This window comes from Streptomyces sp. NPDC050504, assembly GCF_044458065.1.
Classification (GTDB): Bacteria; Actinomycetota; Actinomycetes; order Streptomycetales; family Streptomycetaceae; genus Streptomyces.
Genome location: NZ_JBITHO010000014.1, coordinates 161,337 through 180,815 on the forward strand (window position 1 = coordinate 161,337; position 19,479 = coordinate 180,815).

The 19,479-nt window shown below is 71.9% G+C and carries 16 protein-coding genes; all 16 read right to left on the reverse strand.

The window, feature by feature from the left end:
* Window positions 1-40: 40 nt before the first annotated feature.
* The 16 genes from ACIBNE_RS38155 to ACIBNE_RS38230 all read right to left on the reverse strand — a co-directional run bounded on the left by ACIBNE_RS38155 (window position 41) and on the right by ACIBNE_RS38230 (window position 19,237).
* Window positions 41-3,433: a S8 family serine peptidase gene (locus ACIBNE_RS38155; RefSeq protein WP_399280106.1), complete on the reverse strand. Its 3,393-nt coding sequence runs from the start codon at window positions 3,431-3,433 to the stop codon at window positions 41-43.
* Window positions 3,434-3,705: 272 nt separating this feature from the next.
* On the reverse strand, window positions 3,706-4,395 hold the full coding sequence (locus tag ACIBNE_RS38160) for a response regulator (RefSeq protein ID WP_399280108.1): 690 nt from the start codon (window positions 4,393-4,395) through the stop codon (window positions 3,706-3,708).
* A gap of 119 nt (window positions 4,396-4,514) precedes the next feature.
* Window positions 4,515-5,549 (reverse strand): hydrogenase expression/formation protein HypE, encoded by a 1,035-nt coding sequence (gene hypE / locus ACIBNE_RS38165; protein WP_399280110.1) that lies wholly within the window; start codon window positions 5,547-5,549, stop codon window positions 4,515-4,517.
* Complete coding sequence (hypD, locus tag ACIBNE_RS38170; protein ID WP_399280112.1) at window positions 5,546-6,640, reverse strand: hydrogenase formation protein HypD; 1,095 nt, start codon at window positions 6,638-6,640, stop codon at window positions 5,546-5,548. Before hypD ends, hypE begins: the two co-directional genes overlap by 4 nt.
* Window positions 6,637-7,314 (reverse strand): CBS domain-containing protein, encoded by a 678-nt coding sequence (locus ACIBNE_RS38175; RefSeq protein WP_399280114.1) that lies wholly within the window; start codon window positions 7,312-7,314, stop codon window positions 6,637-6,639. Before ACIBNE_RS38175 ends, hypD begins: the two co-directional genes overlap by 4 nt.
* A 78-nt stretch (window positions 7,315-7,392) precedes the next feature.
* The gene (locus tag ACIBNE_RS38180) at window positions 7,393-8,724 is read right to left on the reverse strand and encodes a Ni/Fe hydrogenase subunit alpha (RefSeq protein WP_399280115.1); all 1,332 of its coding nucleotides are present in this window, start codon (window positions 8,722-8,724) and stop codon (window positions 7,393-7,395) included.
* Window positions 8,721-9,485 (reverse strand): oxidoreductase, encoded by a 765-nt coding sequence (locus ACIBNE_RS38185; protein ID WP_399280116.1) that lies wholly within the window; start codon window positions 9,483-9,485, stop codon window positions 8,721-8,723. The genes ACIBNE_RS38180 and ACIBNE_RS38185 overlap by 4 nt, the downstream gene beginning before the upstream one ends.
* Window position 9,486: 1 nt before the next feature.
* Complete coding sequence (locus ACIBNE_RS38190) at window positions 9,487-10,293, reverse strand: FAD/NAD(P)-binding protein (protein WP_399280118.1); 807 nt, start codon at window positions 10,291-10,293, stop codon at window positions 9,487-9,489.
* Entirely contained in the window at window positions 10,290-10,754 is a 465-nt protein-coding gene (locus tag ACIBNE_RS38195) for a Crp/Fnr family transcriptional regulator (protein ID WP_399280120.1), read from the reverse strand. Before ACIBNE_RS38195 ends, ACIBNE_RS38190 begins: the two co-directional genes overlap by 4 nt.
* Complete coding sequence (locus ACIBNE_RS38200) at window positions 10,751-11,899, reverse strand: 4Fe-4S dicluster domain-containing protein (RefSeq protein WP_399280122.1); 1,149 nt, start codon at window positions 11,897-11,899, stop codon at window positions 10,751-10,753. The genes ACIBNE_RS38195 and ACIBNE_RS38200 overlap by 4 nt, the downstream gene beginning before the upstream one ends.
* A 182-nt stretch (window positions 11,900-12,081) precedes the next feature.
* On the reverse strand, window positions 12,082-12,600 hold the full coding sequence (locus tag ACIBNE_RS38205) for a flavodoxin domain-containing protein (protein WP_399280124.1): 519 nt from the start codon (window positions 12,598-12,600) through the stop codon (window positions 12,082-12,084).
* 16 nt (window positions 12,601-12,616) lie between these two features.
* On the reverse strand, window positions 12,617-13,345 hold the full coding sequence (locus tag ACIBNE_RS38210) for a CBS domain-containing protein (protein ID WP_399280126.1): 729 nt from the start codon (window positions 13,343-13,345) through the stop codon (window positions 12,617-12,619).
* A 12-nt stretch (window positions 13,346-13,357) separates the two neighbouring features.
* Window positions 13,358-16,063 carry a GNAT family N-acetyltransferase gene (locus tag ACIBNE_RS38215; protein WP_399280128.1) on the reverse strand — a complete coding sequence of 902 codons (2,706 nt, stop codon included), beginning with the start codon at window positions 16,061-16,063 and terminating at the stop codon, window positions 13,358-13,360.
* Between the two features lie 33 nt (window positions 16,064-16,096).
* Entirely contained in the window at window positions 16,097-16,426 is a 330-nt protein-coding gene (locus ACIBNE_RS38220) for a HypC/HybG/HupF family hydrogenase formation chaperone (protein WP_399280130.1), read from the reverse strand.
* A 5-nt stretch (window positions 16,427-16,431) separates the two neighbouring features.
* Entirely contained in the window at window positions 16,432-18,762 is a 2,331-nt protein-coding gene (hypF, locus tag ACIBNE_RS38225; protein WP_399280132.1) for a carbamoyltransferase HypF, read from the reverse strand.
* A complete protein-coding gene (locus tag ACIBNE_RS38230; RefSeq protein ID WP_399280134.1) occupies window positions 18,734-19,237 on the reverse strand; it encodes a hydrogenase maturation protease in 504 nt (167 codons plus the stop codon). Before ACIBNE_RS38230 ends, hypF begins: the two co-directional genes overlap by 29 nt.
* Between the last annotated feature and the right edge of the window lie 242 nt (window positions 19,238-19,479).

The window sequence follows — 19,479 nt, forward strand, 5'->3', positions numbered from 1 at the left end:
GGGATTTGAAGAGGCGGCGCGCGGCCGGGCGGACACCGTCCTATTCGGAGCCTTTGGACGGCCGTGCCGATTCTTGTTCCAGGTACGCGAGCAGTTCGGGCAGGGACGCCTGGTGCTGGCGAAGGGAAGCGTCCAATGTGTTGGCGAGCTGCGGGTCATTCTGGATGGCGGCCATCAGACTGGATGGTGCGAAAGAGTTCCTGAGCTGCCCGAGACGTGGCGGATTGCTCTCGACGTCCGGTTTTGGGTCTTCGGGTCCGCGAGGGGTGTAGATGGTGCCGGTGAGGGTGTGTTCCCGGGTGAAACGTTCGAGCCGGAGGGTCTTGCCGTTCGCGAGTATGCGGAAGCGGTAGAGCCCGTGGTCCGTCCCGGTGATCTCAGTCGTGTAGGTGCCGTTGGACCTGGGATCGAGAGTGAGGAGCCGGGGCCCTGTGGGGCCGGTGAGTTCTGCGCGTACAGCGGCCCGGTCCTCGTCGATGGGCAGCCCGAACTCGGTCAGCCGTGCCGTGAGGTGCATGATCGATCCCGGGGTGATGCCGGACTGGCTCAGGCTGGCCGTCAGGACGAGGCTGGACCGGCCATGGATTTCGAGCGAGTACTGGAGTCCGTGAGTGGATGCGTATTTGTGCTCGCGCGGGTTCCGCTCTTCGAGTTGTTTCAGGTAGTCGATGAAGGCGGCTTTGTCGCATACCAGACGGGCGAGCCATTTGCCGGACCACTGTTCTTTTCCGGTGATGCCGACCACGGGTAGGTTGAACCGGTAGTAGGCGACGTTCCGTCCCGTGACGTAGGAGACGCCGGAGGGAACCGCGGGTGTGATGATCTGGCCCGACGGGGTTTCCAGGGAGAATTTCAAGACGTGGGGGGCGGGTGAGAGCAGGATGACGTCCGCGGAGGAGTCGGCCCGGTTGAGGGTGAACGGGACGGTTGTCTTTCCTCCTGCGGGGAGGTTTCCGCCCGGGTCCAGGACGACCTGCTCGTTGGTGACGCCTGCGAGGATCTGCAGGTAGTACTTGGCCAGGAGGAAGCGTTCGTCCGACGACAGCACACCGGTCATCGTCATGTAGCCGCCGGTCCCGTTGGTGAGGCTGGTCAGCTTCTCCGGGTTGATGGCCGCGGGTGTGCCCAGCCCGATCGCGAACACGGTGTCGTCGATGCTGCCCGCCACGTCCGCGATCAGTTTCGGGGCGTTCTCCTGGCCGTCGGTCAACACGACCATCGCTGTCTTGTCGTAGGACCCGGTTACCGCGTCGAGGAGCAGTCCCGCCGCTTCCACGCCGTCTCCGATGGATGTGGCACCCGCCGGATTGGGTGTGTGGCCGGCCACCGCGGCCGTTGCCCTCGCGCGTCCCGGTCCGAAGATTTCCGGCCCTGCTCCGACCACGTCCATGACGACCGAGGCGTCCTGGTCGAAGCTCACCACTCCCACGCCGGTGTCGGGACGGAGCACATCGACCAGCGCCTGTGCGGACTCCCGCAGGACCTCCACGCGGGTGCGACCGTCACCCGCGTCCCAGTCCATGGATCCCGACTTGTCCAGCACCATCACCACGGCTGCCGTCGGACGCGCGATCGTGTTGCCCGACAGCGAGACCGTCCACCGCTCGCCTGTTTGCACACACCTCACGACGACCTCGCCCGTGGCGGACGATCCGATCGCACCGCCCGTGTGGACGAGCCACATTCGCGCGTGGCCGACAGCCCCGGCCCCCGGTGCCGGAACCGTCAAGGACGTCCCGAGCAACGTCGAGAAGGAACCCGCCGGTCCAGACAGCACCACCGGGCCCGAGACCACCTCGAAGGTGAGGTCTTCGACACCGGCGACCTCCCACACCACCGCACGCGCCGTCGTCTCGCCCTCCGGCACGTCGTTGAACACCACGGAGGGCGTCAGCAACTGCACCTCCCTGACGGCCAGGACAACGGCCTTGTAGGCGTTGACCCGCCCGAAGCCGTAGTCGTCGTTGTGGCCGGCCGCGTCGTAGGCCACTCCTCCGACCTGATCAGCCGACCTGCGCATCACGTCGCGCAACTCGTCGCGGGTGAGGTCCGGCGCCATCGAGAGCGCCAGCGCGGCGCAGCCCGCAGCGCACGGTGCCGCGAAGCTCGTGCCCGTCCAGGTACGGTAGGAGTTCCCGGAATCAGTGCTGAAGACGTCCACCCCGGGGGCAATCAGTTCGACTTCCGGCCCTCGGGCCGCGTTGTCCTCAAGGTCGTTGCGGTTGGACCGCACCACGGCGATCACGTCAGGGTGAGAAACCACCTCGTCCAGCATGACGTTCACGTTCCGCCCGTTGCTCGCGGCCCAGAAAATCGCTAGCCCCCGGCCTTCACGGCCGTTCGCGGCCGCGCCTTCAAGGGCGAGTTCGAGCGTGAGCGTCAGATCCCACTCGGCGCCATTGGGCCCCAGACTGGAGACGAGGATGTCGGCGCCGTCCGCGGGACTTGCCGCGGGAAGCTCTGTCGCAGGATTCGCCGCATACGCCACCGCCCGAGCCAGCGTCGTCTGGGTGCCGACCTGGTCACCCAGACAGCCCACGAGCATCAGGTCGCAGTCGGGGGCGGCACCGACCCCTCCCACTCCATTGCCACGTCGGGCTCCTGCCATTCCGGCGCAGAAGGTGCCGTGGTCGCTGTCGGGCATTCCGGCGGTGCCCTGGTTGAAGGTGACGCCCATGACGGTGTTGCTGAAGTAGCCCGACATGGGACCGACCCCGGCAGCGAGATCCTCGTGATCGGCTTGAAAACCGTTGTCGATGACCGCTACGCGGATCCCCGCTCCGAAGGTGTGATCCCATGCCTTTTCCGCGTCGACGTCCGCTCCGGTGGTGCCCCCCGACGCCCCGGTGTTGTTCCACTGCCATTGATCGGCGTACCTGGGATCTGCGGGGCTGAAACGCTGGGGAATGCATTCGATGAACGACGGTTCAGCGAATATGAAGCGGGGGTTTTCGTGCAGGGCGAGCGACGCGGCGAGCGAGTCGACGGACGACGTCGCACGGACCTCGTACAGGTTATCGGCGAAGTTCAGCTTTGCTACGATCTCCAACCCTTCGGATTGAAGCTCGGCTTCGGCCTGCACGCGGGAAAGCGCCGGATCCAGCCGCACATTCAACAGGTCGGTCGCCACGCCTATTCTGTCGCCACGCCGTTTGATGATTTTCCCAACAGAGAGAACGTCAGGAATTTCTTCGCCAGTTTCCAGGGCATCACGCATTGAACCACTGGGGTCAACGAACAACCAGCGCGCACGGGCGAATAATTCAACAGTTTCCTCGTCCACTCCGGCCTCTCGCAGCCGCAGCTCCGCACTCGCCCCGAGGGCATCTCTTTCTAATCGTTCTCGGCTTCCCTCGGCCACCAGAACGGCGACGACCTCGTCCAGCTGCTCAACTTCCACCAGACGGCTGCCGCGATAATATTGACGCCTCATGATTCTTCCTTCTCCTCGGCGGAGACAGGTGCCTCCTGGTGATCATTTCACCCGGGATGCGGGGGTGGGCCTCATGAATGTGAGCGTCGCGTACGGCCTTCGTCAACCGTCACGTAGGACACATACGGCACGCTGCCGATTAATGCTGGTGACTCGCGGTGATCATTTCAATGAGATGGTGCGCTCCCTGCCGAAAGCATCAACGCCGCCTACAGCGAATGAAGTAGAGCCAACAGGACCCGGGGTGATGCGATGCCGCTCCTGCAGTCGCTTCAGGGGGACTGCGGCTTCTGGCTGAGACGAGTGGCGACGACGGCTGCCTGGACTCGGCGTTGGACCCCGAGTTTGGCCAGGAGGCGGGAGATGTTGTTCTTCACCGTCTTCTCCGACAGGTAGAGGCGTTTGCCGATCTGAGCGTTGGTGAGGCCGTCGCCGATCAGTGCCAGGATGTTCCGTTCGCGGTCGGTGAGGGTGGCGATGCGCCGATCCTCATCGGCGGCTGGTTCCGCAGGGCCTCTCAACGTCGTCATCAGGCGTGCCGTGGTGGCGGGGTCCAGCATGGACTCGCCCCGGGCCACGGTCTTCACCGCCCCGATCAGGTCGGGTCCCTTGATCTGCTTCAGGACGTAGCCCGCCGCCCCGGCCATGATCGCGTCCAGCAGCGCGTCGTCGTCGTCGAACGAGGTGAGCATCAGGCAGGCCAGTTCGGGCATGCGGGAGCGCAGCTCTCGGCAGACGGTGATGCCGTCGCCGTCGGGGAGGCGGACGTCGAGCACCGCGACGTCGGGGCGCAGCGCCGGTCCGCGGGTCAGTGCCTGTTCGCTGGTCGCTGCCTCGCCGACCACGTCGATGTCCGGTTCACCGTCCAAAAGGTCGCGCAGGCCGCGTCGTACGACCTCGTGGTCGTCCAGCAGGAACACTCGGACGGGGTGCTGCGCGCTGAAGGTGCGATCCGTGCTCATGCCTGCCTCAGGGGTGTCGTGTCGGCCCGTACTCGTTCCCCGTTGTGAGCCGTGCGTGCCCGATCGTTCTCCACTGAGGTCGCGGTGAACAGGGGTAGTTCGGCCCCTTCCGGTGTCCTTCAGCAGATGCGCGGCAGCTGCTCCCCCAGCGGCAGCTCCACCAGGCGTCGCGCCCCGACGAGTGTGCGGAGAACGACGCGTCCCCCGGGCTCGGCGGTGACCTCGCCGATGCGCATGGCCTGCGCGCCCTCCGGCAGGGAGCGCAGTGCGGCGAGCGCGGAGCGTGCGCCGTCGGGGGCGACGAAGGCGATCATGCAGCCTTCGTTGGCGACGGTGAGCGGGTCGAGGCCCAGCAGGTCGCAGGCGGCTGCGACCGGAGCGGGGACCGGAAGCGCGCCCTCCTCGATCTCGACCGTGACGGTGGAGTCGCGGGCGATCTCGTTCAGGGCCGCGGCGAGTCCGCCCCTGGTGGGGTCGCGCAGTGCGTGCACCGCCGGTCCGCAGGGGGCGAGGGCCCGCACCAGACGGTGGAGGGGCCGGGTGTCGGAGGCGATGTCGGCCTCGAAGCCGAGTCCTTCGCGGACGGAGAGGACCGCGGTGCCGTGCAGGCCGACGGGGCCCGAAAGAAGGATGACATCGCCGGGCCGGGCACGGGCGGCCGACGGGCTCAGGCCGGGGATGCGGCGGCCGATGCCGGTCGTGTTGAGGAACAGTCCGTCGGCGGCGCCGCGGCCCACGACCTTGGTGTCGCCGGTGACCACGGGGACCCCGACGGCGTGGGCGGCCTTGCCCGCGGAGATCAGGGCCGAACGCAGTTCCGCCAGGGGCAGCCCCTCTTCCGCGATGACGGCGAGGGACAGGGCCACGGGCAGGGCGCCGCGCATGGCCAGGTCGTTGACCGTGCCGTGGACGGCGAGGGAACCGATGTCGCCGCCGGGAAACGCGAGGGGGCTGACGACGAACGAGTCCGTGCTGATGACCAGTTCGGTGCTGCCGGGGACGACCGCCGCGTCCTCGAAGGGCGCGTTCGGGTTCCCGCCGATGGCAGGCAGGACGAGCTGGTCGAGGAGTTCAGCGGTCAGGCGGCCTCCCGCGCCGTGACCGAGCAGGACCCGCTCCTGTTCGGTGTACGGGGCCGGGCATTCGCTGGTCATGTGGATCTGGTCCTTCCTGCCGCGTGGAAGGCGGCGCAGGTGCCCTCGGTGGAGACCATGGGGGCGCCGAGCGGGGTGCGGGGCGTGCAGCGGGTGCCGTAGGCGGTGCAGTCGGTGGGCAGGCGGGCCCCGGTGAGGACGGCGCCCGCGATGCACCGGGGGTCCTCGACCGCGTGCAGCGCGGTGACGTCGAAGCGGCGGGCGGCGTCGAAGGCCGTGTAGGCCGGGGCGAGTTCGAGGCCGCCGGCCGGGAGCGTGCCGATGCCGCGCCAGGCGCGGTCGGTGACGCGGAACACGCGTGCCACGGCGGTGCGGGCCGCGGTGTTGCCGTCCCGGCGCACGGCCCGCACGTACTGGTTCTCGACCTCGTGGCGGCCCTCTTCGAGCTGGGTGACGGCCATCAGGACGCCCTCCAGCAGGTCCAGCGGTTCGAATCCGGTCACCACGACCGGAACCCGGTGCCGGGCGGCGATCGGTTCGTACTCGCTCCAGCCCATGACGGCGCAGACGTGCCCGGCTGCCAGGAACGCCTCGACCTCGCAGTCCGGGGACTGGAGCAGGGCCGTCATCGCGGGCGGTACGAGGACATGGCTGACGAGCAGCGAGAAGTTCTCCAGTCCCAGCCGGGCCGCGTGCAGCACGGCCATGGCCGCCGCGGGGGCGGTCGTCTCGAAGCCCACGGCGAGGAAGACCACTTCGCGGTCCGGGGCGGCCTCGGCCATGCGTACGGCGTCCATGGGGGTGTAGACGACCCGCACGTCGGCCCCGCGCGCCCGCAGCGCGAGCAGGTCTGTTTCGCTGCCCGGCACGCGGAGCATGTCGCCGAAGCTCGCGAGGACCACGCCGGGGCGGGCGGCCACGGCCATGGCGCGGTCCAGGGTCTCCAGCGGGGTGACGCAGACCGGGCAGCCGGGGCCGTGGATCATGCGGATCCCGGCGGGCAGCAGCTCGTCGATGCCCTGGCGTACGAGCGTGTGGGTCTGTCCGCCGCAGACCTCCATGAGCCGCCACGGCCGGGTCGCGACGGCTCGCAGCCGGTCCAGGAGGTGCCGGGCGAGTGCCGGGTCCCGGTACTCGGCCAGGTACTTCACGGGGTCGGCGGTTGCGCGGCGCCCGAGGGGTTGCGGGTGGTGCGGTCGAAGTCCATGTTGACGTCCACCACGCCCTCCACGGCGCGGGCCAGGCGCGCGGCGACCGGCACCAGTTCCTTGTTTCGGATCTCGCCGCCCAGAGTGACCACGCCCTCGTCGACGCGGACGGTGACGCCCTGGCCAGGGAAGAGGAAGGCGACGACGGTGTTGGCCACTTCGGTCGCGATGTCCTCGTCGCCGCGCAGGAACACCTTGAGGAGGTCGCTGCGGCTGACCACGCCTTCCAGGAGATCCTGCCCGTCGACGACGGGCAGGCGCTTGATCCTGCGCTGGGCCATGATGCGGGCGGCCTGGGCGAGAGTGGCGTCGGGGTGGACGGTGACGGCGGGGCTGGTCATCAGTTCGCCCGCGGTAAGGGCCCCGGCCTTGGCCAGGTCGGAGAGGCGGCGCAGTTGGGTGAAGCGGTCGGGGTCGCTGTCGCGGAACTCCTCCTTGTGCAGCAGGTCGGCCTCGGAGACGACGCCGATGACCCGGCCTTCGCCCGCCAGGACGGGCAGGGCACTGATCTTCCACTGCTCCATCAGTTTGACGATCTCCTTGAAGGGGGCGTCGCGGCCGACGGCGACGGCGGTGTGGGTCATCACGTCGCTCACGGTGCGCGGTGAGGCTTCCATGGCGGGCTCCTTCGGATGCGTACGCCGGTCAGATGCGTGTGCCGTCCGTCGCGTTCGACGGTCAGGTGCGTTCGACGGTCAGGTGCGTTCGACGGTCAGGTCGAGGAAGTGGGTGGCGCAGGAGATGCACGGGTCGTGGTTGCGGATGGCGCGCTCGCACAGCCCCGTCAGCGCGTCGTCGTCGACGTCGCCCTGGTCGAGAGCGGCCTGGGCGACGGCGCGCAGGTCGGCCTCGATCGCGCCCTGGTTCTGTGCGGTGGGCGGGACGAGGACGGCGTCGCGGACCGTGCCGTCGGCGTCGAGCAGGTAGCGGTGGTAGAGCAGCCCGCGCGGTGCCTCGGTGGCCCCGTGCCCGGTTCCCGCGGCGGGTGGCACGGGCACGTACGGGCGCCGCGGCGGCTCGTACGTCTCGATGATCCGCAGTGCTTCGCCGACCGCGTAGACGACTTCGACGGCCCGTACGAGGACGGAGCGGTACGGGTTGCGGCAGGAGGCCCCCTGGTAGGGGTCGCCGAGGCCGGCTTCGCGGGCGGCTTCGACGGCCGCGGGCGAGAGCCAGCGGCCGCTGATCGCGAAGCGGGCGAGGGCGCCGGTGAGGTGGCGGCGGCCGTCGAGGCGCGCGTGCAGGGCGGTGGAGTGCGGCACCTGTTCCTCGCGTACGCGCGAGAGGAAGTCGTGCACGGGGAACGCCGTCGGGGTGCCGCCGCGGCGCAGCACGGTCGGCGTGCCGCTTTCGACGGCGTACGTGCCCGGCGCGGCCAGGGCGAGGAAGTCGGCGTCGGTCTCGGCGTCGGGGAATTCGAAGCCCGCCGCCCAGCGGACGGTCTCCCGGGCGTCGTCGAGCGCGCCGCGCAGCCGTTCCCGCAGGGGACGCAGTTCGGCGGTGGCGGGGCAGCGGTGGAAGCCGCCGAGCCGGACGTTGACGGGGTGGACCGCGCGCCCGCCGAGCAGTTCGAGGATGGCGTTGCCCGCCTGCTTGAGCCGCAGCCCCCGCTCGACGGCGGCCCTCTGGGTGCGGGCCAGGTCCAGGGCGCTGTCGCAGCCGAGGAAGTCGGGGGCGTGCAGCAGGTAGACGTGCAGGGTCTGGCTTTCGATCCACTCCCCGCAGTACAGCAGCCTCCGCAGCTCCCGCAGGGGCCGGTCGACGGTGATGCCGCAGGCGTCCTCGATCGCCGCGCAGGCGCTCATCTGGTAGGCGACCGGGCAGATGCCGCACACCCGGGCCGTGATGTCCGGTGGTTCCGTGTGGGCGCGGCCGCGCAGGAACGCCTCGAAGAAGCGCGGCGGCTCGTAGATGTCGAGCTGCGCTTCGGACACCGTTCCCTCGTGGATCCGCAGCCGCAGGGCTCCTTCGCCCTCCACGCGGGCGAGGGAGCCGACGTGCAGGACGCGCGAGCCGCGGTGAGTCATGAGCGGGCCCCCTCGTGGAACTCGTGGAAGGACGCGGCGTTGAACGTCCGCAGGAAACGTTCGGTGTCGCGTTCGTCCATGCCGTCGCGGCGCAGCAGCGGGATCAGGACCGGGAGGTTCGGGTCGGTCTTGGGGCCGAAGCAGCCGTAGCAGCCGCGTCCGTACGCCGGGCAGAGTGCGCCGCAGCCCGCCTGGGTGACGGGCCCCAGGCAGGGGGTGCCGTGGGCGACGGTGACGCAGACCAGGCCGCGCCGCTTGCAGGTGAAGCAGACGCTGTGGCGCGGAACGTCCGGTTTGCGGCCCACCAGATGGGCGGTGACCACTTCGAGGAGCTGGGTGCGGTCGACCGGACAGCCGCGCAGTTCGAAGTCCACGTCCACGTGCGCCGAGACGGGGGTGGAGGTGGCGAGCGTGTCGATGTGGTCGGGGCGGGCGTAGACGGTACGGGCGTACTCGTCGACGTCGGCGAAGTTCCGCAGGGCCTGGATGCCCCCGGCCGTGGCGCAGGCGCCGATGGTGACCAGGTGCCGGGACCGTGCTCGGATCTCCCGGATGCGCACGGCGTCCTCGGGCGTCGTCACCGATCCCTCGACGAGGGTGAGGTCGTACGGGCCGGGGCGCGTGGCGCCGGTCGCTTCGGGGAAGTGAGCGATGTCCACCTGGTCGGCCAGGGGCAGGAGTTCGTCCTCGCAGTCCAGCAGCGTCAGCTGGCAGCCGTCGCACGAGGCCAGCTTGAACACCGCGAGCGTGGGGCGTCCCATGTCACAACTCCCTCACCAGAAGAAGGGGTTCGGCCACGTCCCAGCCGATCACCGGGCCGTCCCTGCACAGCAGCAGCGGGCCGAGCTGGCAGTGCCCGCACGTGCCGGTGGCGCAGCGCATGTTCCGTTCCAGCGAGACCCGGATCCGCCCGGCGGGCACGCCGTGTTGGGCCAGCTCGCGGGCGGCGGCCCGGATCATCGGCTCGGGACCGCAGACGAACGCGGTGGTGGCCCCGGGCTCGAAGCGGGCCCGCGCGATCAGCCCGGTGACCAGCCCCACGTTGCCGCGCCAGTACGGGTCAGGCCGGTCGACGGTGACGCCGGTGTACGTGGTGGGCCAGTGCCGGGCCTCCACCCGGGACATCAGATCGGTTGGGGTGCGGGCGCCGATCAGGACGTTGAGCCGCCCGTAGGGGCGGGGGTCGGCCGCGGCGTGGCGGACGAGCGGGCGCAAGGGGGCGAGCCCGATGCCGCCCGCGACCACCAGCAGGTCCTGCCCCTGGGCCTTCTCCAGTTCCCAGCCGGTGCCGTAGGGGCCGCGCACCCCGAGGACGTCTCCGGTGCGGGCCTCGTACAGCCCTTCGGAGACGGCTCCCACGGCGCGCACGGTGAAGCCGAGTCCGCCGGTGGTGGGAATGGCGCTGCCCGATACGGGGATCTCGCCGCGGCCGAAGCAGTGCACCATGGCGAACTGGCCCGGGGAGAACGGGGGCAGTTCGCGGTCGACCGGCTCCAGGCGCAGGGTGTTGGTGTCCGGGGTCTCCCACCAGCGGCGGACGACCCGGTAGGGCACCGGCGGGGGGCTCATCGCGCCGGCCCGCCGCCGTAGGGCGCGTACAGGTCGAGCAGCCTGGTGCGGGCCGCCTGGAGACGGTGGGCCAGGACCCGGCCGACCCACAGGCCCACCTCCCGGCCCAGCTCGGGGTCCTCCCGGCACATCAGCCGGACCACGGTGGCGTCGAACTCGTGCGCCCGCACCGGTGTCATCGCCTCCGCGCCGAGCTGCCACTGGTAGGGCGCGAACAGCCAGGACCAGCCGACGAGTTCGCCGCTTCCGAGCGACTCGATCACGGGCGGGCGCCGACCCGGCACGTGCATGTCGAGGGTGACCGTGCCGGTCCTGACGATCCAGAAGCGGTGTGCCGCGCGGCCCTCGTCGAACAGCCGGGTCCCCTGGGCGATGTTGACCTCACGGGCGGTCCTCATCAGCAGATCGCGGTGCTCCCGGGACAGGGCGACCGTCATACGGCTCTGCAGGTCGGTGCTCATGACTGTGTCTCCTCGGTGAGAGCCGAGACCTCCTCGGTGAGAGCCGAGACCTCCTCGGTGATGTCGATGCCGACGGGGCACCAGGTGATGCAGCGCCCGCAGCCGGTGCAGCCGCTGCTGTCGAACTGGTCGTGCCAGGTGGAGAGTTTGTGGGTGAGCCACTGCCGGTATCGGCTGCGGGCGCTGGAGCGCACCGGCCCGCCGTGGACGAGGCTGAAGTCCAGGTCGAAACAGGAGTCCCAGCGCTGCCAGCGCTCCGTGTGGTCGCCGGTGAGGTCGGTGACCTCCTCGGTGGTGGTGCAGAAGCAGGTGGGGCAGACCATGGTGCAGTTGCCGCAGGTCAGGCAGCGGGAGGCGACCTCGCCCCAGCGCTCGGCGTCCAGACTCGCACCCATGAGGGCGCGCAGGTCGACCGGCGGCATCGCGCGCCCCATCCGCTCGCGCGCCGCAGTGACGGACTCACGGGCCGACTCCTCGGTCGTGGTGTCGGCGGGCCGGTGCGGTACGAGGCCGAGCAGGCGTTCGCCCTCCGCGCTTCCCGTACGGACCAGGAAGCGGTGGCCCGAGGCCGATGCGACCTCGGTGAGGGCGAGGTCGTATCCGGGGTCGGCCGCGGGGCCGCCTCCCATGGAGACGCAGAAGCACGTCGCACCGGGCTCGGTGCATTCCACGGCGATCAGGAACGCCCCGCTCCGGCGCTCCCGGTAGCCGGTGTCCGCGAACCGGCCGCCGGCCAGCACGCGGTCCTGGACCGCGATGGCCCGCAGGTCGCAGGGGCGCACGCCGAGGAACGCGTACCGGGGCCGCTCGGGACGCTCCTCGCGTACGCGCAGGCCCTCGTCGGGCGTGCGGTCGGCGCTCCACAGCCTCTCGCGCTGCGGATGCAGGAAGGACTTCCAGGACTGCGGGCCCGACGTGTGCGCGAACGCCGCCCCGTCCTCCCGCCGCACCAGCCGGTAGTGCCCGGCTTCCAGCTCCGTGCCCCAGCCGTAGGGGAGTTCGGCGGCGGACGCCAGCTCGGCCAGGACGATCGCACCGTCCCTGACCGTCGGACCCACGACGGTGAAACCGTCTGCCGCCAGAGCCGCGACGAGGGCGTCGAGCCCGGCCCGGTCGAGGACTGCCGCGGCTGTGGTGGCGCTCATCGGTGCCTCCTCCAAGGGGTCTTCCTGCGAGGGATCCGACACGGTCAGCCTCCCGCCGCACCAGGTGGCCCGGCAGGGGCCGGTCGGCCCTCCCCCGGGGCCGACCGGCCGTCACGCCCGGCGACGCCCCCATTCGGGGCCCGTCCGCTCCCACGCCGGTCTGCGCCGGGTGCGCACGGGGGTTACCTCTGTTCCAGTTCCCGGGCGATGCGCTGTGCCCAGACAGCGACCTGTTCGAAGTCCCGGAAGTCCCCGCCCTTGCCGGATTTGAGGATCATGCGGGCGACGAAGCCCTTGGCTCCCTGTTCGAGCCGTCCGCCGAAGGTGGCGTGGCCGCGCACGTCGAGGCGGACCTCCACGCGCCGCACCCCCGGTACGGGAGGCAGGTCGCGTTCGGCGGCCGACGCGTCGAGGGGACCGCTGCTGAACAGCCATAAGGGGAGCCGAGACAGGGCGCGGCGGTGGCGCCGTACGAAACGGCGGGCGTCGCGGTGCCAGCGGCCCGCGTAGAGGGCGCCGCCGACGATCACCGCGCTGTACTCGGTCAGGTCGCCGGTGACCAGTCCCGCCGGACGGGTCTGTGCCGTGACGCCCTCCTTGCGCAGAACCTCGGCGACGGCCTGGGCGATCTCGGCTGTCGAGCCGTTCTTCGAGCCGTAGGCCACGAGCACCCGGTGGGCAACGGGCATTCGGTCGTTCATGATGCGCCCGCTCCTCTCACAGCTTGCGTATCCACTCGTCGGCGATGCCCCGCAGGGCCTGCTCGTCCGGCTGCAGATGGGAGTCGTCGAGCCGGAAGGTGAGCTTGTCGGTGACCGCGACGACCCCGTCGACCTGCTGCGTCATGTGGACTGCGACGGGAATCTCGCTGCGCCGCTCCAACTGCCCCGACAGCGTCACCACACCTTCCTCGACGTGGACGTCGATCGTCTGCGGCGCCAGCCACAGGGTGTCGACCAGAACCTCCTGGACCACCGTGCGGCGGATCGCGTCGTCGGGGCGCAGGAACACCTGGAGCAGGTCGCGCCGGGTGACGATGCCGACGAGGCGGTCCTCGGCGTCGACGACGGGCAGCCGTTCCACGCGGCGCGCGGCCATGGTGCGGGCGGCCTGGACGATCGTGTCCTCGGCACGGACGGTGACCGCCGGCTTCGACATGAGCTGTCCTGCGGTACGGGCCCGTGCCTTGGCCCTCATGGACCGTGCTCCGCGTCCGAGCAGCGGTCGGCGGCGGCGCGGGGGCCGGCCGGGCTCGTCCGCCTCGGCCTGGCGCATCATCAGGTCCGTCTCGGAGATCACCCCGATGACCTTCTCGTCGGCGTCCACGACCGGCAGTCCGCTGATCCGGTGGTCCGCGAGGAGCCGGGCGACCTCCTTGAACGGGGTTGCGTAGACGGCCCGTACGACGTCGTCCGTCATGACGGATCCGACCTTGCCGTGCTTCATGGCTGTGCCTCCTCAGCGCAGTCGTCGCAGGTAGGGGTCCTTCGGGTGGCGGGGGGTCAGCCGGATGCGGACGTCCACGGGAGTGATGCCGCCCGGCCGGGCGATCACCGGGTTCAGGTCCGCCTCGGCCAGCTGCGGCAGATCGGTCGCCATCAGGGACAGGCGGTGCAGCAACTGCTCCAGGCCCTCCAGGTCGACCGCCCCCGTGCCGTTCAGCCCGAAGAGCAGCGGCGCGCAGCGCGGGGTTGTGATCAGGTCGTGCACGTCGTGGTCGGTGAGCGGGGCGAGCCTGGCCGCGTGGTCCGCCAGCACCTCGGTCGCCGTCCCACCGAGCCCGAAGAGCACCAGCGGGCCGAACACGTCGTCCTGGACGACGCCGGTGAACAGTTCGGTGCCGCGTGCGGCCAGCGGCTGGACGACGACCCCGGTGAGCAGCCCGGAGAAGCGGGTCTCCAGGTCGCGGTAGGCGGCTCGCACCTGGGCGTCGCCCTGGAGGTCGAGGAGGACGGCGTGCTGCTGGGTCTTGTGGATCACGCCGGGCCAGTGGGCCTTCAGCACCACGCGTCCGTCGGGGCCGCGCAGCCGTTCGGCGGCGAGCACCGCATCGTCCTCGGTGTCGGCCCAGGCCCACGGGGAGTGGGGGATGCCGTAGCAGGAGAGAAGCGCGGCCGTCTCGCGGGGATGGAGCCAGCCGCCGTCCGGGTGCGCGGCGAGGAAGGCGTCCACGACCTCCACGGCCTGTTCCGCGTCCACGTCGGGGAGCTCGGGGACGGTGCCCAGGGGGCGGGCCAGCCAGTGGGCGCGGTCGGCCGCGTGGGCCAGGGCGCGGGCGGCGGCCTGCGGGTCGGCGTAGGAGGGGACCTGTCCGTCCTCGGCGTCGAGGAGGCGTACCGGGGCGGGCTGGTCGAGCTGGACCACGGCGACCGTGCGCGAGCGCCGCCCGGATGCTTGGAGGGCGGCCCGGACCAGGTCGTCGCCGGTCGCCGAAGTGAGCGCGGTGGGCACCAGGGCAACCAGGACCGCGTCGGCCGCTCCGCTCGCCGTCAGCCGCTCCAGGCAGGTCCGCAGCTGTTCTTCGGAGACGGCGGCGGTGGCGTCCACAGGGTTGGCGGCCGATGCTCCCTCGGGGAGTACGGCTTTGAGGGCACCGATCAGTTCGGGGCCCAGCGGCGGGACGTCGAGTCCGGCTTCGGCGCAGGCGTCGGCGGCGAGCACTCCGGCGCCGCCCGCGTTGGTGACGATGGCGATCCGCCGCCCGGCGGGCAGCGGCTGGGCGTGCAGCAGGGCCGCCGCGTCGAGGAGTTCGGGGACGGTGCGGGTGGCGGTGATGCCCGCCTGGGTGAACAGCGCCCGCCGGGTCATGGTCGTCGTCGCGGCGGCCGCGGTGTGCGAGGCCGCCGCCCTGCGCCCGGCGTCGGTGCGGCCCGCGTCCACGGTGAGCACCGGCATGCGCCGGGTGACGCGGCGCGCGGTGCGGGAGAAGGCGCGCGGGTTGCCGAAGGACTCCAGGTGCAGCAGCGCCAGGCCGGTGCGGCCGTCGCTCTCCCACCACTGGAGCAGGTCGTTGCCGCTGATGTCGTACTTGTCGCCGAGGGAGACGAAGCTGGAGACGCCGATGCCCAGCCGGTCCAGGCCGCCGAGCAGGGCTATGCCGATGCCGCCGGACTGGACGGCGACCCCGGCCGTGCCGGGGCGGGGGCGGGCGGCGGCGAAGGTCGCGTCGAGGCTGACGTCCTGCTCGGTGTTGGCCAGGCCCAGGCAGTTCGGCCCCACCAGCCGCATGCCGTGGATGCGGCAGGCGGCCACCAGCGCGCCGGCCTGGTGGACGTCGAGGCCGGAGGAGACGACGAGCAGGGCGCGTACGCCCGCTTTGCCGCACTCCTCGGCCGCGGCCGGGACCTGGGCGGCGGGCACGGCGAGGACGGCCAGGTCCGGCGGTTCGGCCAGTGCCCCGACGGAGGCGTGGACCTGCATGCCCTCCACCCAGGTCGCGCCGGGATTCACCGCGTACAGCCGTCCTGCGAAGTGCCCGGCCCGCAGGTTGCGCAGCACGGCGCGGCCCACCGAGCCCGGCTTGCGGCCCGCCCCGACCACCACGACCGATCGCGGCCGAAGCAGGGCGCGCATGCTGGCCGCGTCGGCAGCCCGGCCGCGCGCTTCCACAGCCGTCAGGTAGGGCTCGTCCTCGTCGAGTCGGATGGTGCAGCGCACTTCGGGACCGTCGAACCGGCGGGTGGTGCGCAGCCCGAGGTCGGCGAAGACCCTGAGCACCTCGTGGTTCTCGGAGAGCGCGTCCGCGGTGAAGGAGGTGATGCCGTCGGCGCGGGCGGCGGCCACCAGGTGTTCCAGGAGCAGGGTGCCGATGCCCCGGTGGTGCAGGTCCTCGGCGACGGCGAGGGAGATCTCGGCCGTCGTACGCGCGACGCGTTCGTACTCGGCGAGCCCGATGAGCCGGTCGTGGGCCTCGGCGACCAGGGTCCGGTGGCCGGGCCTGTGCGGGGCACACGCCCGGTCGGCGGCCAGTTGGCCGGAGCGGCGGCTCGCGGCGAAGAACCTCAGCCGCAGGTTCTGCGGCGACATCTCCTCGTAGAAGCGGCGCACCCGGTCGTGGTCGCCCGGCACGGCCGGGCGTATCCGTGCGGTCGTACCGTCCGCGAGCAGGGCGTGCACCCCGTCGGAGGAGCGGCCCGTGCCGGTCGCTTCGGCGTTGTCGGTCATCTCGGCCTCTCTCTGTCCGTGGACGTGCGACTCTCAGGCTTGCGCCGGAACCTCTTCGCCCCCAGGGGCCGACGGGGCAGGAGCAGGGGCCGAACGGCCCTCGGCGGCCGGGAGCGGTTCGCCCAGCTCGCCCTCCACGGCTCCCGCCATGGCGCGCAGCACCGCCAGGGTCCGGGCGGCCTCCGCCTCGTCGACCTCGGTGATGGCGAAGCCGACGTGCACGACGACGTACGTGCCGACCACCGCGTCCGGCGTGTACACCAGGCACACTTCGCGGCGCACGCCGCCGAAGTCGACGGTGGCCATCGGCAGTCCTGCACTCTCACGGACCTCGGCCACCCGGCCGGGAATCCCCAGGCACATCGGACTCACTCCTCTTCCCCGGGACGTCGGCGCGCCAGGCGCGCGGCGGCGACGGCCGCCTGCCCGTAGCTGATGCCGCCGTCCCCGACCGGGACGGCCCCCGGCACCAGGACGCGCAGCCCCTGTGCGCGCAGGCGGCGCCGGACCTCGGTGAGCAGGCGGCGGTTGGCGAAGCAGCCACCGGCGAGGCACACCGTGCGCGGCGCGCCGTCCTCGACGACGCGGGCGACCAGTTCCGCGGTGACGATCGCGACGGTGGTGTGGAACGCGGCGGCCAGGTGCGCGACGTCCTCTCCACCCGCCCTGCGCTCCAGGAGGTCGGTCAAGGTGGGCGCGGGGTCGTAGACCCACAGGCCGTCCGCGTACAGCAGCCGGTCGGCCAGTGGAGCGGAGCGCAGGCCGCCCGCCGCGTTCTCCAGGGCGATGGCCGCCTCGCCTTCGTAGGTGGCGCGGTCGCACAGGCCGAGCAGGCTCGCCACTGCGTCGAAGAGACGGCCGCAGCTGGAGGCGCGCGGAGTGTTGGTACCGCGCGCCACCATGGTGCGCACGGCGGTCGCTTCGCGCGGGTCGAGCCGGTCGGTGAACGGGGTGATCAGGCGCGGGTACGGTCGGGCGGCGCCGAGGGGTTCGCTGCCGTAGAGGTAACCCAGCGCCATTCGGACCGGGTTGCGTACGGCCGCGTCGCCGCCCGGCAGCGGCGCGGTCGCGAAGCGGGCGACGCGCCGGTAGGAGACGAGGTCGGCGACGAGGACCTCGCCGCCCCACAGGGTCCCGTCGTCCCCCAGTCCGAGCCCGTCGTAGGCGACGGCGGTGAACGGGCCGCGCAGCCCGTGCTCGGCGGCGCACGCCGCGGCGTGCGCGTGGTGGTGCTGCACCGGGACCAGTGGCAGGCCCCGCTCCCGCGCCCACTGTGTCGAGAGGTAGCCGGGATGCAGGTCGTGGGCGAGGGCGCGCGGGGTGATCCCGGTCATCCGGGTGAGGTCGGCGTAGGCGGTACGGAACGCGTCGAGCGTTTCCGCGCCCGCCAGGTCGCCGGTGTGCGGACCGATGTGGGCGTGACCGCGTTCGGCCAGTGCGAAGGTGTGCTTGAGCTGGGCCCCGGCCGCCGCGAGGGGTACGGGTGCGGGCACGGGCAGTGCAAGTGGCGCGGGGGCGAGCCCGCGCGCCCGGCGCAGCGTCTGCACGAGTCGCCCGGTGACCTGCACCACCGAATCGTCGTAGCGGGCCCGGATCGGCCGGTCGTGGACGAGGAAGCCGTCGGCGACCCGGTCGAGCGCGTGCCGTGCCGCGCGGTCGTCGACGGCGAGCGGCTCGCCCGCGTGATTGCCGCTGGTGACGACCAGCGGGCGGCCCGCCTCCCGCACCAGCAGGTGGTGCAGACCCGTCGTGGGCAGGAACAGGCCGATGCGGTCGGCGTTCCGAGCCACGGCGGACGCGATGCCCCGCGCGCGCGTGGGCAGCAGGACCACCGGGCGCACGGGCGAGACGAGGGCGTCGTGGGCGTGTTGGGCCAGCCGGGCCAGTCGGCGGGCGGCGCCGACGTCCGCGACCATGACCGCGAACGGCTTGGCCGGGCGCCCCTTGCGGCGGCGCAGTTCCTCCACCGCGTCCTGGTCCGTCGCGTCGCACACCAGTTGGTAGCCGCCGAGTCCCTTGAGCGCGATGATCCCGCCGCCCTCGACCGCCTTGACCGCCGCCCTCAGGGCCTCCTCGCCGTCCAGGTCGTCCCAGCGGAGCCGGGGCCCGCAGGCGGCGCAGGCCAGCGCTTCGGCGTGGAACCTGCGGTCGAGGGGATCGGCGTACTCGGCGGCGCAGTCGGCGCAGAGGGGGAAGTGGCGCATGGTGGTGCGGACCCTGTCGTAGGGAAGGTCCTCGATGACGCTCGCGCGCGGCCCGCACCCGGTGCAGGCGAGGAAGGGATAGCGGAAGCGGCGGTCCGCGGGATCGAAGAGCTCCCGCAGGCAGTCGTCGCACAGTGCGGCGTCGGGCGGGACTTCGCGCGCGTCCACGGACCCGTTGCCGCGAGCGCTGCCGCGTATGACGAACCCCGTGCCCGGTGCGGGCACCGCCACTCGTACCGGAGTCAGCCCCACGTGCCGGACCACGGCCAGCGGCGGTGGCTTCCCGCGGAGCCGCAGCGCGAACTCCCGTACCGCACTGGAAGACCCGATCACCGTGCCCTCCACGTGGCCGCAGTTGTTCGCCACCCACCCGGTGAGCCCGAGCGCGGTCGCAGTGCGGTGGACGAACGGTCGGAAGCCCACTCCTTGGACCCGGCCGCTCACCACGAACCGGTACGCGGCCCGCTCAGTCACGGCTGCCCCGCGCGGCCGCATCCCGGTGGCGGGCGATCTCCGCCTCGATGTCCTCGGTCAACGGTGCGACCACCGCCGCGACCTCCTCGGAGAGGCCCGCGCCCAGTGAGGTGTCGGCGCCCTCGACCGCGTACACGATCAGCCGCGACGGCAACCGGCCCAGCACACGGGCCAGTTCGACGGCCTCGCCGAGGCCCAGCCCGTGCGATCCGGCGGCGGGGCGGCCGGTCAGTTCGTCGGCGTCCACCTCCAGCCGGTGCACCAGGCCCGGTGTCCCGGGGTGGGCGTGCGCCGCGTCCACGACGACCGCCAGGTCCGCGCCCTCCCAGGCCCCGATGAGGCGCACGGGATCCCCGTCGCACAGGCTCAGCGCGGTGTGCGGCGGGAACGGGCGGCGCTCGGCCCGCTCTCGCAGCCGCTCCACGACCGCCCAGCCCACCCCGTCGTCGCGCCGGAACTCGTTGCCGACGCCGATGACCGCGATCCCGCCGCTCATGCTCCCTCCCGCCCTTCCGTCCGTGCCACCACCGTCGCGGGAGGCGCACGGCCGACGGCAGGGGCCGAACGGCCCGCGCCCCGGGGCCGGTCCGCCCTTCACGCCCGCCGTCCGGCGCTGGCAGCCTCATCAACGGCGAACACCGAAGGGAAGGACGTGTGTGATGGATCTTCCGCTGATCGTCGGCGTCGACGGCTCGGACCCGAGCCTCAAGGCCGTGGACTGGGCGGCGGACGAAGCGG